14 protein-coding genes and 2 pseudogenes are annotated in these 15,036 nt (G+C 70.4%); 11 read left to right on the top strand and 5 right to left on the bottom strand.

Annotated elements, in window-relative coordinates:
* Window positions 1-12: 12 nt before the first annotated feature.
* The 4 genes and pseudogenes from ACJ73U_RS47895 to ACJ73U_RS47880 form a co-directional block, all read right to left on the bottom strand.
* The gene (locus tag ACJ73U_RS47895) at window positions 13-1,221 is read right to left on the bottom strand and encodes a sensor histidine kinase (protein ID WP_407784479.1); all 1,209 of its coding nucleotides are present in this window, start codon (window positions 1,219-1,221) and stop codon (window positions 13-15) included.
* Window positions 1,179-1,982 (bottom strand): ABC transporter permease, encoded by an 804-nt coding sequence (locus ACJ73U_RS47890; RefSeq protein ID WP_407784478.1) that lies wholly within the window; start codon window positions 1,980-1,982, stop codon window positions 1,179-1,181. Before ACJ73U_RS47890 ends, ACJ73U_RS47895 begins: the two co-directional genes overlap by 43 nt.
* Window positions 1,979-2,812 carry an ABC transporter ATP-binding protein gene (locus tag ACJ73U_RS47885; RefSeq protein WP_407784477.1) on the bottom strand — a complete coding sequence of 278 codons (834 nt, stop codon included), beginning with the start codon at window positions 2,810-2,812 and terminating at the stop codon, window positions 1,979-1,981. Before ACJ73U_RS47885 ends, ACJ73U_RS47890 begins: the two co-directional genes overlap by 4 nt.
* Window positions 2,813-2,970: 158 nt before the next feature.
* Window positions 2,971-4,121 (bottom strand): annotated as a pseudogene (locus tag ACJ73U_RS47880) (citrate synthase 2).
* 220 nt (window positions 4,122-4,341) lie between these two features.
* Here ACJ73U_RS47880 and ACJ73U_RS47875 point away from each other — a divergent pair.
* From ACJ73U_RS47875 to ACJ73U_RS47825, 11 genes are all read left to right on the top strand, one after another.
* On the top strand, window positions 4,342-4,644 hold the full coding sequence (locus ACJ73U_RS47875; RefSeq protein ID WP_407784476.1) for an urease subunit gamma: 303 nt from the start codon (window positions 4,342-4,344) through the stop codon (window positions 4,642-4,644).
* 10 nt (window positions 4,645-4,654) lie between these two features.
* Window positions 4,655-4,939, top strand: coding sequence for an urease subunit beta (locus ACJ73U_RS47870; RefSeq protein WP_407784475.1), 285 nt, complete (start codon window positions 4,655-4,657; stop codon window positions 4,937-4,939).
* Entirely contained in the window at window positions 4,936-6,642 is a 1,707-nt protein-coding gene (locus ACJ73U_RS47865; protein ID WP_407784474.1) for an urease subunit alpha, read from the top strand. The genes ACJ73U_RS47870 and ACJ73U_RS47865 overlap by 4 nt, the downstream gene beginning before the upstream one ends.
* Window positions 6,642-7,415, top strand: coding sequence for an urease accessory UreF family protein (locus ACJ73U_RS47860; protein ID WP_407784473.1), 774 nt, complete (start codon window positions 6,642-6,644; stop codon window positions 7,413-7,415). The genes ACJ73U_RS47865 and ACJ73U_RS47860 overlap by 1 nt, the downstream gene beginning before the upstream one ends.
* Window positions 7,405-8,088, top strand: coding sequence for an urease accessory protein UreG (ureG, locus tag ACJ73U_RS47855; protein ID WP_407784472.1), 684 nt, complete (start codon window positions 7,405-7,407; stop codon window positions 8,086-8,088). The genes ACJ73U_RS47860 and ureG overlap by 11 nt, the downstream gene beginning before the upstream one ends.
* Entirely contained in the window at window positions 8,085-8,783 is a 699-nt protein-coding gene (locus ACJ73U_RS47850) for an urease accessory protein UreD (RefSeq protein WP_407784471.1), read from the top strand. The genes ureG and ACJ73U_RS47850 overlap by 4 nt, the downstream gene beginning before the upstream one ends.
* Window positions 8,784-9,196: 413 nt before the next feature.
* On the top strand, window positions 9,197-9,838 hold the full coding sequence (locus tag ACJ73U_RS47845; RefSeq protein WP_407784470.1) for a TetR/AcrR family transcriptional regulator: 642 nt from the start codon (window positions 9,197-9,199) through the stop codon (window positions 9,836-9,838).
* Between the two features lie 130 nt (window positions 9,839-9,968).
* A complete protein-coding gene (gene pdxH, locus ACJ73U_RS47840; protein ID WP_407784469.1) occupies window positions 9,969-10,643 on the top strand; it encodes a pyridoxamine 5'-phosphate oxidase in 675 nt (224 codons plus the stop codon).
* A 110-nt stretch (window positions 10,644-10,753) separates the two neighbouring features.
* The gene (locus ACJ73U_RS47835; protein WP_407784468.1) at window positions 10,754-12,022 is read left to right on the top strand and encodes an MFS transporter; all 1,269 of its coding nucleotides are present in this window, start codon (window positions 10,754-10,756) and stop codon (window positions 12,020-12,022) included.
* An 83-nt stretch (window positions 12,023-12,105) separates the two neighbouring features.
* Window positions 12,106-13,002 carry an aldose 1-epimerase family protein gene (locus tag ACJ73U_RS47830; protein ID WP_407784467.1) on the top strand — a complete coding sequence of 299 codons (897 nt, stop codon included), beginning with the start codon at window positions 12,106-12,108 and terminating at the stop codon, window positions 13,000-13,002.
* An 11-nt stretch (window positions 13,003-13,013) separates the two neighbouring features.
* Entirely contained in the window at window positions 13,014-14,231 is a 1,218-nt protein-coding gene (locus tag ACJ73U_RS47825) for an amidohydrolase (protein WP_407784466.1), read from the top strand.
* 176 nt (window positions 14,232-14,407) lie between these two features.
* Here the strand turns inward: ACJ73U_RS47825 and ACJ73U_RS47820 are convergent.
* Window positions 14,408-15,036, bottom strand: a pseudogene (locus tag ACJ73U_RS47820) (citrate/2-methylcitrate synthase); the annotation flags it as partial.

The following is a 15,036-nucleotide window of genomic DNA, read 5'->3' as shown; positions in this document are numbered from 1 at the left end:
CGCAAGCCCCACTCACCGAGGCACCTCCAACTCGACGGTCGTACCGCCGTCTCCACTGTGGACGTCCAACCGGCCGCCGATCTGGGCCGCGCGGTTCCGCATGCCCCGCAGGCCGAAACCGTCCGCCGGCCGGTCCGGGTCGAACCCGACACCGTTGTCCGCGACCCGCATCGACGCGCAGTTCTCCTTGACCCGCAACGTGATCCTCACCTCGGTGGCGCGAGAATGCTTGCGCACGTTGGTGAGCGACTCCTGCACCATGCGCAGCAGCACCACCTCCAGCACGGTCGGCAGCGCCACACTGTCCCCTTCGGTCCGGTAGGTCACGCTGACCGGCGCCTCCTCGGCGAACCGCGCCAACTGCCGGCGGACCGCCTGGTCCAGCGAGCCGGTGCCGAGCGCGGCCGGCGTGAGCCCCGCGACCAGGGCCCGCGCCTCGGTCAGGTTCTCCCGCGCGGTCCGCGCCGCGAGCGTCAGGTGCCTGCGTGCCTTGTCGGTGTCCCGGTCCAGTTCGGACTCCGCGGCCTGCACGAGCGTGACCAGGCTGGTGAAGCCCTGCGCCAGCGTGTCGTGGATCTCCGCCGCGAGCCGGGCCCGCTCGGCGGCGACCCCGGCCTCGCGGGAGAGCCGGCCGACCTCCTCCCGGCTCTCCTCCAACTCGGCGATCAGCTTCGCGCGTTCCTCGCTCTCCGACACGATCCGGTGGATCCAGGTGCCCATCGTCACGCCGAGCACGATGGTGAAGACCATGATGGGCGCGAGGATCCCGAACGCCGCCGCGGCCCCGTCCGCGATGAACGCCTGGAGCACCGGCAGCAGGTTCAGCACGACGACCCCGGCGATCGCCTCGCCCAGCGCCAGGCTCATGAACATCAGTGGGCAGACGGCGAACAGCGCGTAGGCCGCGTCCGGGTCGAGCAACATCGCGACCAGCAGCAGGAGCACCAGCGCGCCGGCGAAGGCCCGCCCCCGCACGAAGATCCGCTCCTTGGCGACCGCGATCTGCCGCCGGCCGTAGCCGAGGTAGACGGCGGCCATCACGGTCAGCACGCCCACCGACGCGAGCCCGCGCGCCGGCCCCGGCTCGGGCTGCGCCACGACCAGCGCGGCCGTCGCGACGTAGTCGAGCGCGAAGTAGACGTCCCAGATCCGGAACCAGCGCAGCCAGGCGTCGGACCTCAGCCGGCGCGCTTGTTCGTCCAGCGGAACGTCAGCAGGCACAGCACCAGCCCCAGCACGCACCAGCCACCCAGCACGAGCGCCGTCTTTCCGAGTTCCCATGAGCCAGCGGCCTCCCTCACCGTCATGCTGTCGGGCAGGAACACCGAGCGGAACCCCTGGGCCGCCCACTTGATCGGGAAGAGCGACCCGATGTCCCGCATCCACTCGGGCACCCCGTCGATCGGGATGTACACGCCGGACATGAACTGCAGCGCGATGTAGGGCACGTTGGTGACCGCGGCCGCGCTCTGTGCAGTCCCGGCGAGCGAGCTGATCGCGATGCCCAGCAACGAGCAGGTGACGACGCTCAGCACGAACACCCAGGCGAACGTGAACCAGTCGCCCGCCGTCGACGGCAGCTCGACGCCGAACAGGAGCATGCCGACGGCGAGCATCAGCACCACCTCGGCGAGGCTCGCGACCGCCACCAGGATGATCTTGCCGATGAAGTACGCGGCGGGCGGCATCGGCGTGCCACGTAAGCGTTTCAGCGTCCCGTCCTCGCGGTTGAGGGCGACGCTGATGCCGAGGTTGTTGAAGGAGGTGGCCACGACGCCGGCGGCGATCATGCTGGCCGCGAACACCTGGCCGGCCGTCACGCCGTTCTGGAACTGCTCGTCGAAGATCGAGCCGAGCAGGACGAGGATGATCGCGGGGAACGTGAAGGTGAAGACCACCTGCTCGCGGGCCCGGAAGAACTGCTTCAGCTCGGTCCCGCCGCGGGACGTGCCGATGCCGAACGTGGAGGGCAGGGTGGTCATCGCTTCTCTCCGATCAGTTCCAGGTAGGTGTCCTCGAGGCTCGGCCTTGTCACGGTCAGCTCGGGTAGTTCCCGGCCCTGGGAGAGCTGGGTGACCAGTGCGGTCGGGGTGTCGGTCAGCACTGTCTCCGGCCCGTCCGGGCCCTGCCAGCGGACGGTGGCCTTCGCGGTGGAACGGCCGCCGAGGGTGGCTGGCGTGCCTTCGGCGACTATCCGGCCGCCTGCGATGACCGCTACCCGGTCGGCCAGTGCTTCGGCCTCGTCCAGGTAGTGGGTGGTCAGGAGGACGGTTGTGCCGCCCGCGGCCAGGGTTCTGATCAGCTCCCAGAACTGCCGCCGTGCTTCCGGGTCGAAGCCGGTCGTCGGTTCGTCGAGGAAGACCAGCTCTGGTCGTCCCACCACGCCGAGCGCCACGTCGAGGCGGCGGCGCTGACCGCCCGACAGCGCCTTCACCCGGGTGTTGGCTTTCTGGGTCAGCCCGACCTGTTCGATGACCTCGTCGGGGTTGGCCGGTGACGGGTAGTAACCGGCATAGTGCCGCACGCTCTCTCTGACTGTCAGCTCGGCGGCGTCATTTGCCGTCTGGAGGACGATGCCGATGCGTGCCCGCCAGGCGCGGGTGGCGGAGCCCGGATCGACGCCGAGGACGGACACCTCACCGCTGTCCCGGCGGCGGTGGCCCTCGAGGATTTCCACGGTGGTGGTCTTGCCGGCGCCGTTGGGGCCCAGTAGGGCGAAGACTTCGCCCTCGCTGATGTCGAGGTCAACGCCGGCTACGGCGACGGTTCCGTTGTAGGACTTGTGGAGTCCGCGGACCTGTATTGCGGTCATGCGGGAATCGTGTCCCTTGGCGGTGCTGGTCAGGGACGTCCGCGCGACTGAATCCTGGTGTCAACCGTTCGGTGGACATGGGGTGGGGCCGTGTTCTCGGTGCTCGCCGAGGCGACCCCGTGCCAAGATGGCGAAACCTACACAGCCGGCCGTGCGGCTCAGTAGTGGTTGACGCTCTCCCAGCCCTCTACCTCGTCCGGGGTGCGGGGGGCGGGGCCGACGTACTTCGCCGACGGGCGGACCTGGCGGCCCGTCTGCTTCTGCTCCAGGATGTGCGCGCACCAGCCCGCGGTCCGGGCGCAGGTGAACATCGCCGGCATCATGTGCGGGGGGACCTTCGCGAAGTCCAGGATCACCGCGGCCCAGAACTCGACGTTCGTCTCTATCGCGCGGTCCGGGCGGCGTTCCCGCAGTTCTGTCAGTGCCGCCTGTTCCAGTTCGGCGGCTACCTCGTACCGCTCGGCACCCAACTCCTTGCAGGTGCGGCGGAGTACTCGGGCTCGTGGGTCCTCGGCGCGGTAGACGCGGTGGCCGAAGCCCATCAGGCGATCACCGCGGTCGAGGATGTTCGACACGACCTTGCGTGCGTCGCCCACGTTCTCCACTTCCTCGATCATCGGGAGTACGCGGGCCAGGGCGCCACCGTGCAACGGGCCGGACATGGCCCCGATCGCGCCGGACATGGCTGCTGCCACGTCCGCGCCGGTGGAGGCGATGACCCGGGCGGTGAGGTGGAGGCGTTGAGGCCGTGTTCGGCGGCCGAGACCCAGTAGGCGTCCACGGCTCGTACGTGGTCCGGGTCCGGCTCGCCGCGCCAGCGGGTCATGAAGCGTTCGGTGATGGTCGAGCACTCGTCGATGCGCCGCTGCGGGACCGCCGGGCGGCCGATGCCGCGGGCCGACTGCGCGACGTACGACAGCGCCATCACCGACGCCCGCGCGAGCTGATCGCGGGCCTCGGTGTCCGTGATGTCCAGCAGTGGCTTGTAGTCCCAGATCGGGGCGAGCATGGCGAGCGCCGCCTGGACGTCCACCCGCACGTCACCGGTGTGCACGGGGATCGGGAACGGCTCGGCCGGCGGGAGGCTCTGGCCGAACCTGCCGTCCACCAGGAGCGCCCAGACGTCGCCGAAAGTTACTTTGCCGGCCAGGTCCTCAATGTTCACACCCCGGTAACGCAGTGCGCCGCCGTCCCTGTCGGGTTCGGCTATCTCGGTGCGGAAGGCGACAACGCCTTCCAGGCCCGGGCGGAAGCCGTCGTCCGGCTCCGTCTTCACCGGAGCGTCCATCTGCCGCACCGCGCTGTGCATGGTGTTACCAGCCTCTCGCCAGTCCCCGAACTTCCTCACGCGGCACTCGCCCGGGATCTCCAGGCCGCGCGGTCAATCAACCTTCCTCCCCTTTCTACCGCCGTGGCAATTGTCCCGAGCGGTGGTTTCGGTCACGATTTAGGAGAACGATTCAGATCCGCTGCGTAACGCGCGTGTTGCCGGAACGGAACATCGGGGGTTCTGGTGGTAGACACCATCCATGCACCTGAGCCCCCAGGAACGCGACAAGCTGCTGGTTCTCTACGCGGCGGACGTGGCCCGGCGCCGGCTCGCCCGCGGCGTGCTGCTGAACCACCCCGAAGCCGTGGCGCTGATCACCGAACACGTGATCGAGGGCGCGCGGGACGGTCGATCGGTGAGCGAGCTGATGGCGAGCGGGCGTGCGGTGCTGGCGCGAGCGCAGGTCATGCCGGGAGTGCCCGAGATGATCGACTCGGTCCAGGTGGAGGCGACCTTCCCGGACGGCACCAAGCTCGTGACCGTCCACAGTCCCATTGTGTGAGGAGTCCCCTGTGATCCCAGGCGAGATCCTGCCGGCCGCCGAGCCGGTCGAGCTGAACCCGGGGCGACCGAGGGTGACCCTGGTCGTGCGCAACACGGGGGACCGGCCCGTGCAGGTCGGTTCCCACTACCACTTCGCGGCGACCAACCCGGCACTGGAGTTCGACCGGTCCCAAGCGGACGGTCACCGGTTGGACATCCCGGCCGGCACCTCCGTGCGGTTCGAGCCCGGTGTGGAGCGTGCGGTGTCGCTGGTGCCGCTGGCCGGGCGGCGAGTCGTGCCGGGGTTGCGGTGAGCATCGACCGCGCGCGGTACGCGTCGCTGCTGGGACCGACCGTCGGCGACCGCGTCCGCCTCGCGGACACCGACCTGCTGATCGAGGTCACCGAGGACCGGGCCATGGGGCCGGCCGGTTCCGGGGACGAGGTCATCTTCGGCGGCGGCAAGGTGATCCGCGAGTCGATGGGGCAGTCGCTGGCCACCCGGGCCGACGGGGCGCCCGACCTCGTGATCACCGGTGTGGTCGTGCTGGACCACTGGGGCGTGGTGAAGGCGGACGTCGGCGTGCGGGACGGGCGGATCGTCGGCATCGGCAAGGCCGGCAACCCCGACACCATGGACGGCGTGGATCCCGCGCTCGTGATCGGGCCGTCCACGGAGATCGTCGGCGGGAACGGCAAGATCCTGACGGCCGGCGGGGTGGACTGCCACGTCCACTTCATCTGTCCACAGTTGACGGAGACGGCACTGGCCTCCGGTGTGACCACGTTGATCGGCGGCGGCATCGGGCCGGCCGAGAGCAGCAAGGCGACCACGGTCACGTCCGGCGCGTGGAACCTGACCAGGATGCTCCAGGCGATGGACGGCCAGCCGGTGAACGTCCTGTTGCTGGGCAAGGGGAACACGGTGTCCCTGGCCGCGCTCCGCGAGCAGGTGGCCGCCGGCGCGGGCGGGTTCAAGCTGCACGAGGACTGGGGCACGACCCCGGCGGCCATCGACGCGTGCCTGCGGATCGCGGACGAGACCGGCGTGCAGGCGGCGATCCACACGGACACCCTGAACGAGTCCGGCTTCGTGGAGTCCACTGTGGAGGCTATCGGTGGTCGCTCGATCAATGCCTACCACACGGAAGGCGCCGGCGGCGGGCACGCGCCGGACATCATCACGGTGGTCGGCCTGCCGAACATCCTGCCGTCGTCGACGAACCCGACGCGCCCGCACACGGTGAACACCATCGACGAGCACCTGGACATGCTCATGGTGTGCCACCACCTGAACCCGTCCGTGCCGGAGGACCTGGCGTTCGCGGAGAGCAGGATCCGGCCCACGACGATCGCGGCGGAGGACGTGCTGCACGACCTCGGCGCCATCGCCATGATCGGGTCGGACTCCCAGGCCATGGGCCGCATCGGTGAGGTGATCATCAGGACGTGGCAGACGGCGCACGTCATGAAGCGCCGCCGGGGGTCGCTGCCCGGGGACTCCACCGCGGACAACGCGCGGGCCCGCCGCTACGTCGCCAAGTACACGATCAACCCGGCCATCGCGCACGGGATGGCACACGAGATCGGCTCGGTCGAGGTCGGCAAGCTGGCGGACCTCGTGCTGTGGGAGCCCCGGTTCTTCGGGGTGCGGCCGTCGCTGGTGCTCAAGGGCGGCTTCATCGCGTGGGCGGCGATGGGCGACGCGAACGCCTCCATCCCGACGCCGCAGCCGGTGCTGGCCCGGCCGATGTACGGCGCCGCGCCGCGGGTCGCCTCGGCGTCGAGCCTGCACTTCGTGGCGCCCACGGCGGTGGACCTCGACCTGGGCACGGCGACCCCGCTGGCGGCGCTGTCGAACACGCGGGGCATCACCAAGGCGGACATGGTGCACAACTCGGATCTGCCCGACGTGACCGTGGACCCGGACACCTTCGCCGTGCACGTCAACGGCGAACTGATCGAGCCGGCGCCGGTGACCGAGCTGCCGATGGCCCAGCGGTACTTCCTGGTCTGATGAACGTCATGACGCTGCTGCTGGCCGACTCCCGGTTCCCGGGCGGCGGCCACGCGCACTCGGGCGGCCTGGAGGAGGCGGCGGCCCGGGGCCTGATCCGCACGGAGGACGACCTGCCGGCGTTCCTCCGCGGTCGTCTGCGCACGGCGGGCGCGCTGGCCGCGACCTTCGCGGCGGCCTCTGCCCATCTCGCGGCAGGCGGCTTCACCGACTGGTCGGCCGTGGACGCGGAGCTGGACGCCCGCACCCCGTCGGCCGCCCAGCGCGCCGCCTCCCGCGCACAGGGGCGGGCCACCGCCCGCGCGGCCGGCGCGATGGTGGCGCACCGCGGTGGAGAGCACCTCCGGCACGCCGGGGGCGTCCCACAGTCCACCGGTGTCCCGCCGGCCCTTCCCGCCTCGTCGGGCAGCGCCCGGGCGGCCGCCGTCGCCACCTTGCTCCGCACCATCGCGCGCCCACACCACCCCGTCATCCTCGGGGTGCTCGTCGGCGCCGGTGGCGGAACACCGGCCGACGCCGCGCTGGTCGCCGCCTACCTCTCCGTCACCGGACCGGCGAGCGCGAGCGTCCGGCTCCTCGGGCTGGATCCCCTGCGCGTCAACGGGATCCTGGCCGCGCTCGCGGACGACGTGGCGGCCGTCGCCGGGGAGGCCGCCGCCACCGCGCACCTCGACCCCGCCCACCTGCCCGCCCCCGGCTCACCCGGGCTCGACCTCCTCGCCGAGGAGCACGACCGTCACCACCGGGAAGAGGTGCGTCTCTTTGTCAGCTGACCACGACCACGAGCACCCGACCAACTTCGACCCCACGGTCCCGGAGCCGGACCCGCACCCCTCGCTGGCCGGTGGCGACCGGCCGGTGCGCATCGGGATCGGTGGGCCCGTCGGCAGCGGTAAGACCGCGCTCGTCGCCGCGCTCTGCCGGGCGCTCGGCGCGGACCTGGAACTGGCCGTCGTCACCAACGACATCTACACCACCGAGGACGCCGACTTCCTCCGCAGAGCGGGCGTCCTCGACCCGGCCCGCATCGAGGCCGTCCAGACCGGGTGCTGCCCGCACACCGCGATCCGCGACGACATCACCGCCAACCTCGACGCCGTCGACGTGCTCACCGAGCGTTTCCCCGGGCTGCGCCTGGTGATCATCGAGAGCGGCGGCGACAACCTCACCGCCGTGTTCAGCCGCGGGCTGGTCGACCGGCAGATCTTCGTCGTGGACGTGGCCGGCGGGGACAAGGTGCCCCGCAAGGGTGGCCCGGGCGTCACCACCGCCGACCTGCTGGTCATCAACAAGACCGACCTGGCCCCGCTGGTCGGCGCCGACCTGACCGTGATGGCCGGCGACGCGGACCGCGTCCGCCGCGGCCTGCCCGTCATCCAGCAGTCCCTGGTGGACACCCCGGACGCGCCGGACGTCGCCGAGTGGGTGCGGGAACAGCTGGTGTGAAGGCGCACGCACACCTCGCGGTCGAGCGCGACGCGGCCGGCCGCGCGGTGGTCCGCACGCTGCGCTCGGCCGCACCGCTGACGCTGATCCCGGCCCGCGGTCCCGCCGGTGTCGAGCCACTGGTGCACCTGGTCAACTCCGCCGCGAGCCCGCTCGGCGGCGACGAGCTGACGCTGACCGTCCACGTCGGCCCGCACGCCTGCCTCACGCTGACCGGCATCGCCGCCACGATCGCGCTCCCCGGGCCGCACGGGGAGCGGAGCCGCACGACCGTCCACCTGGAAGTGGCGGAGGGCGCGACGGTCCGCTACCTGCCCGAGCCCGTGGTGATCACCCGACGCGCCCGGCACGAGTCGCTGCTCACCGTCACGCTGGCCGATGGCGCCCACCTCCACACGCGGGAAACGGTCGTACTGGGCCGTGCCGGCGAGGCGCCGGGCGAGCTGACGACGGGACTGCACGTCACCCGCGGTGACCGTCCGGTGCTGCGGCAGAACCTGACGGTCACCGCGGAACTGCTGATGGGCAAACGGGTGCTGGCCACGGAACTGTCGACGAGCGACACCGGGGAGGTCGCGAGCGGGGAGTGGTGGTCCCGGACCCGCCTCGCCGCCGGCGGCACGCTCACCACGGTCCTGGCCGACGACGCCGTGACCGCGCTCGGTGCCGCAATACGTATTGGCGCGGGCCGGTAACCGGAAATTGCCGGCGTCTCCGTCAATTGTCGGACGGCGCTCACCTGGCCGCCGGCATGTCGGGGCGGGGAGGTCGAGCGGCGCTGACTCCACTAATGACACAAGGTGATCAGGCCTTGTCGGAACGGTTCCAGCGCGTACTGTAAGTCATCTCCGCAGGTTGGTTGTTGCTGAACCAGTTCCGGAATCTGTGTCACCGGGCTTTATTTCTTTTCAGATGGTGATCACTCGCGGGGGACCGGGTGCACCGGCGGATCGTATGGGGTGTACAACGGTTCGCCTGGAGATGGTCAACAGCGTTGGGTGCTCATGGCAGTATTCCCGTCGACCGTGTCAGACCACTTACCAGTGTACTGGTAATTACCAATTTCACAATTGCCGGACCTGTTTTGACAAGGGCCAAGGAGAGGTCGATGGCTCAGGGCGCGGGCGCGCACAGCCGGATGTACCGAGGGGTGGACACCGAGCAGCGTCGTGCCGAGCGGCGGGAACGGCTCCTCGAGGCCGCGCTGGACGAGTTCACCACCCGCGGTTATCACAAGACGAAGATCGCCGATCTCTGCGCGAAGGCTGGTGTTTCCACCAGGAATTTCTACGAGAAGTTCGCGAGCAAGGAAGCTTTGCTGCTGGAACTGCACGCGCACATCAACACGCTGGCCATGAAGCGCATGCTTCCGGTGCTCGAGGCACTCGCTGATGCAGATGCACTAACGCGAATCACCACTTTGGTAGACGCCTTCGTCGAAGCTGTCACGTCCGATCCGCGTTTTCCGCGACTGAACTACGTCGAGGCGCCCGGAATAAGTCAAGCGATGGAGCGCCAGCACCTGGACTGGTTCAAGCGCTACGTCGACTTCATCGCCGCCGAGTGTGACCGGGTGGCCGCGGCCGGCCTGGCGCCGGTGCGGGACTACCGGCTGACGGCCGTCGCGCTCGTCGGGGCGATCACCGGGCTCGTGCGCGAGTGGCAGGCGACCGAGCCGCCGCTGCCGGTCGAGGAGGTGGCGACCGAGATCCGCGAGATCTGCATCGCGGTGATCACCCGTCCGGCCTAGCGTTCTGCGAACCACGTGTTTCCAGATCGATTCAAGTGTGGGTCGTCACCCGTCGCGTGGTTTCCTTCGGACGGGTTCCCCCCGTACTGTCGAAACGTGAGGTAATCCCTACGCGTCGAGGAGACCAAGGATGGCGGACGCCGACATTGCCACGCCCGACATCGCCCTCGCTCTGCCGACCATGCGGGTGTCCTACGAAGAGGGGACACTGAGCGAGAACGAGCTGGCCGACACCTGGCACGCGCAGCTGCAGAAGTGGCTGGACGACGCCATCCGATCAGGCGCCCCCGAACCGAACGCCATGGTCCTGGCCACGGCGAACGCGGAGGGTATCCCCGCGTCACGCACCGTGCTCATGAAGGGCCTCGACGAGCGCGGCGTCGTGTTCTTCACCAACTACACGTCCGCCAAGAGCCACGACCTGATGGCCACGCGCTTCGCGTCGGCGACCTTCCCCTGGTACACGCTGCACCGCCAGGCCACGGTCCGCGGCACGGTCGAGAAGGTCAGCCACGCCGAGACGGCCACCTACTGGGCCTCCCGCCCCCGCGGTTCGCAGCTCGGCGCGTGGGCGTCCCCGCAGTCGGCCGTCGTGCGCAACCGGACGGTGCTGGAGAACGCCCTCGCGAACGTCGAACGCCGCTTCGCCGACGCGGACGAGGTGCCGGTGCCCCCGCACTGGGGTGGCTGGCGCATCCGGCCCGAGGTGGTCGAGTTCTGGCAGGGTCGCATGGACCGCATGCACGACCGCCTCCGCTTCAAGCAGAACCGCGATGGCTGGACCGTCGAGCGCGTCGGTCCGTAGACAGGTAGACAGACAGCTCCGCGAGGCGCGTCCGGGTGCGACCCGGGCGCGCCTCGCGCATTGACGAACGTCACTCGGCGCCAGGTCGTTAGCGGGCCTAAGCTCTTACCGTGGGGGTTTCCGCAGGTAAAGAGGTCAAGGTCAAACGGGTCAGAGTCACCATCGACACCCGGCCACTGCGCATCCCCACCTACCGCCGGCTCTGGATCTCCACCGCGATCACCGCGGTCGGCTCGCAGCTCACGACCGTCGCGGTGCCCAAGCAGGTCTTCGATCTGACCGGTTCGTCCGGGTTCGTCGGGCTCGCGGGGGCCTTCGGGCTCGTCCCGCTGCTGATCTTCGGGCTCTGGGGTGGCGCGCTGGCCGACGCGTTCGACCGGCGCACGGTCATCCTCGTCACGAACGTCGGGGTCGCGGCGACGAGTGCCCTGTTCTGGCTGTTCGCCGTGGTCGGGGCCAACGTCTGGCTCGTGCTCAGCCTGCTCGCCGTCCAGCAGGCGTTCGTCGCGGTCAACATGCCCACGCGGACGGCGGCGGTCGCCCGGCTCGTGCCGCCCGAGCTGATCGCGCCGGCCAGCGCGCTCTCCGCGACCGTCGGCTCGTTCGGCATGGTCTTCGGGCCGCTGCTCGCCGGCGCGCTCATGCCGGTCGCCGGCCTGCCCGTCCTCTACCTCACCGACTCCGTCGCGCTCGTGCTCGCGTTCGTGCTCCTCTTCGGACTGCCCAGCCTGAGCCCGCTCGACGGCGTCAAGCGCAGGGCCGGCATCAAGGACATCGCGGACGGGTTCCGGTACGTCGCCGCGAAGAACGTCCTGTTGGCGAGCTTCCTGCTCGACATCATCGCCATGGTCGCCGGGATGCCCCGCGCGCTGTTCCCCGAGATGGCCGAGCGCACCTTCGGCGACCCCCACGGCGGCGGCCTCGCCCTCGGCTGGCTCTACGCGGCCATCCCCATCGGCGCCCTGGTCTTCGGTCTGCTCTCCGGCTGGCTCTCGCACATCTCCCGCCAGGGCGTCGGCGTCACGGTCGCGGTCGCCGCCTGGGGACTGGCCATCGTGGGCTTCGGGCTCGCGCACCAACTGTGGCTGGCGATCGCGTTCCTGGTCATGGCCGGTGCCGCGGACCTGGTCAGCATGATCTACCGCGGCGCGATCCTCCAGACCGCCACCACCGACGAGATGCGCGGCCGCATGCAGGGCCTCTTCACCGTCGTCGTCGCGGGCGGCCCGCGCATCGCCGACCTCGCGCACGGCTGGGCGGCGGCCGGCGTCGGCACCGCCACGGCGGCCACGACCGGCGGCGTGCTCGTCGTCGTCCTCACCGCGATCGCCGTGGTGTGCCTGCCGGCGTTCTGGCGTTACCGGGCCACGACCGGATAGGCGCTCACGCGGGCACGCGGCGAACAGGTGAAGGAGCTGGATCCGCAGGCACTCGAAGGCTGACCCCCGTAGGCTTTCCGCTCATGACTGGAAAGCAGCTGGAGATCACGTACGGTCCCGCCAGAGCGGTGGTCGACACCGCGGGCGGCGGGCTGCGCGCGTTCGAGGTGGGTGGGGTGCCCTACGCCGAAACTTACGCCGACGAGCCGCCGATGGGGTGCGGCGCGGTGCTCGTGCCGTGGCCCAACCGGGTGGCCGGCGCGACGTGGACGCAGCACGGCGAGACCCACCACCTCGAGGTGACGGAAGCCGCGCGTGGCAACGCGATCCACGGCCTGGTGCGGCACGAGACGTGGTCCGTCGTGTCGCATGAGGACGGTGTCGTCACCCTGGAGGTCACCGTCGACGGCGCACCGGGCTGGCCGTTCCCCTTCCGCACCGGGATCTCCTACAGCCTGTCGGCCAGCGGGCTCACCGTCGAGCACACCGTGGAGAACCTGGGCGAGAAGCCGATGCCGTTCGGCGTGGGCACGCACCCGTACCCGCGGCCGGGCAACACCGACGTCGATGACTGCGTGCTCACGCTCGCCGCGCACACGGTGCTGCCCGTCGACCTGGACACGTTGAACCCCAACGGTTCGCCGATCGACGTCACCGGCACCGAGTACGACTTCGGTGAGGGCCGGCCGCTGCGGGACGTCGGGCTGGACACGGCTTTCGGCGGTTGCGAGCCGGGGCCGGACGGGCTGGTGCGGCACTCGGTCCGGTCCGGTGCGTCCGGTGTCGAGCTGTGGGCCCAGCCGGTGTTCCGGTGGGTGCAGGTGTTCACGTCCGAGTTCCCCGGCAAGGGCGCCCGCGCGGTGGCCATCGAGCCGATGACGTGCCCGCCGGACGCGCTGAACTCCGGGGTGGACCTGCTGTGGCTGCGGCCGGGTGAGTCGTGGGCGGGTCGCTGGGGCATCACCCCCCTGGGCGCGTAGGTTCTGGAGTCGTGAGCATCGCGATTACAGGTGGATACGTCGTACCCGTCGACGGCGAGCCCATCGACGGCGGCACGGTCCTGGTGGACGAGGGCGTGATCGTCGCGGTCGGCGCCGAGGCCGATGTGGACGTCCCGGAGGACGCGGAGATCGTCGACGCGTCGGGCACGTGGGTGCTGCCGGGTTTCGTGGAGTCGCACGGGCACGTCGGCGTCTTCGAGGAGGGCGACGGCTGGGCGGGCGTCGACGTCAACGAGATGACCGACCCGAACGGCGCGCGGTTGCGTGCCCTCGACGGCATCAACCCGGACGACGAGGGCTTCCGCGACGCGCTGTCCGGCGGGGTGACGACGGTGGTCGTCAAGCCGGGGTCGGGCAACCCGATCGGCGGGCAGACCGTCGCGGTGAAGTCGTGGGGCAAGACGGTCGACGAGATGCTGGTGCGCCAGCCGGTGAGCGTCAAGAGCGCGCTCGGCGAGAACCCGAAGCGGGTGTACGGCGAAAAGGACAAGCTCCCGTCCACCCGGCTCGGCGTGGCCGCGGTGATCCGCGACGCGCTCACCAAGGCGCAGGACTACCGGGTGGCCCGCGACTGGGCAGCGGGGGAGAACAAGCCGTTCGAGCGGAACAACACCTACGAGATCCTGGTGCGGGTGCTGGACGGCGAGGTGCCGTGGTGCCAGCACTGCCACCGCGCCGACGACATCGCGACGGCGATCCGGCTGTCCGAGGAGTTCGGCTACCGCCTGGTCGTCAACCACGGCACCGAGGGTCACCTGATCGCCGACGTCCTCCGGGACAAGGGGATCCCGGTGATCATCGGCCCGCTGATCGTGGGCCGGTCGAAGGTGGAGGTGCGCAAGCGCTCGCTCCGCAACCCCGGCATCCTGGCCCGCGCCGGCGTGGAGATCGCGCTGACCACCGACCACCCGGTGGTGCCGATCGACTTCCTCGTCCACCAGGCGACCTTCGCGGTGAAGGAGGGCCTGGACTCGGACACGGCACTGCGCTCGATCACCGTGAACCCGGCGCGGATCCTGGGGTTGGACGACCGGGTCGGGGCGTTGAAGCCGGGCCTGGACGCGGACATCGTGCTCTGGTCGGGCGACCCGCTGGACGTCATGAGCCGCGCGGTGCGGGTGTTCGTCAACGGCCAGGCCGTCTACCACTTCGACGAGGCCGCGGGCGTCGGCGTCACGAGGAGCCCGTTCTACGAGGACCAGCGCTAGGCGGACGACGCGCTGGCTCATCCCGGTCGGCGCCACGCCGGCGTGCGTGGTGCCGACCAGGGCAGTCACCCAGCGCCTGTCCGGGAGCCCGCTGGAGCGCGTCCAGCGGCTCACCGGCTGACGGGCAACGAGCCGCGGGGCCGGCAAGCGTGCCGGCCCCGCGGGAAGCGACCTGTCTAGCGGTTCGACAGCGTCACGTAGTCGCGCTCGGTGTGGCCCGTGTAGACCTGGCGCGGGCGGCCGATCTTCGTGGCCGGGTCGTTCATCATCTCGCGCCAGTGGGCGATCCAGCCCGGGAGGCGGCCGAGGGCGAACAGCACCGTGAAGAACTTCGTCGGGAAGCCCATCGCGCGGTAGATGAGGCCCGTGTAGAAGTCCACGTTCGGGTACAGCTTGCGCTCGACGAAGTAGTCGTCGGCCAGGGCGCGCTCCTCCAGCTCCTTCGCGAGGTCGAGGAGGCTGTCGTCGCCGCCGAGGCGGGTCAGGATGTCGTCGGCGGTCTTCTTCACGATCGCGGCGCGCGGGTCGTAGTTCTTGTAGACGCGGTGCCCGAAGCCCATCAGCCGGACGCCGGCCTCCTTGTTCTTCACCTTGCGCACGAACGAGGAGACGTCGCCGCCGGCGGCCCGGATCTCCTCCAGCATCTCCAGCACCGCGGAGTTGGCGCCGCCGTGCAGCGGCCCGGACAGCGCGCCGATGCCGGCCGACACCGAGGTGTACAGGTTGGCCTGCGACGAGCCGACCAGCCGCACGGTGGACGCCGAGCAGTTCTACTCGTGGTCGGCGTGCAGGATGAACAGCAGGT

This window comes from Actinophytocola sp., assembly GCF_045807065.1.
Taxonomy (GTDB): domain Bacteria; phylum Actinomycetota; class Actinomycetes; order Mycobacteriales; family Pseudonocardiaceae; genus Actinophytocola.
This window is presented reverse-complemented; position numbering and strand designations above follow the sequence as displayed.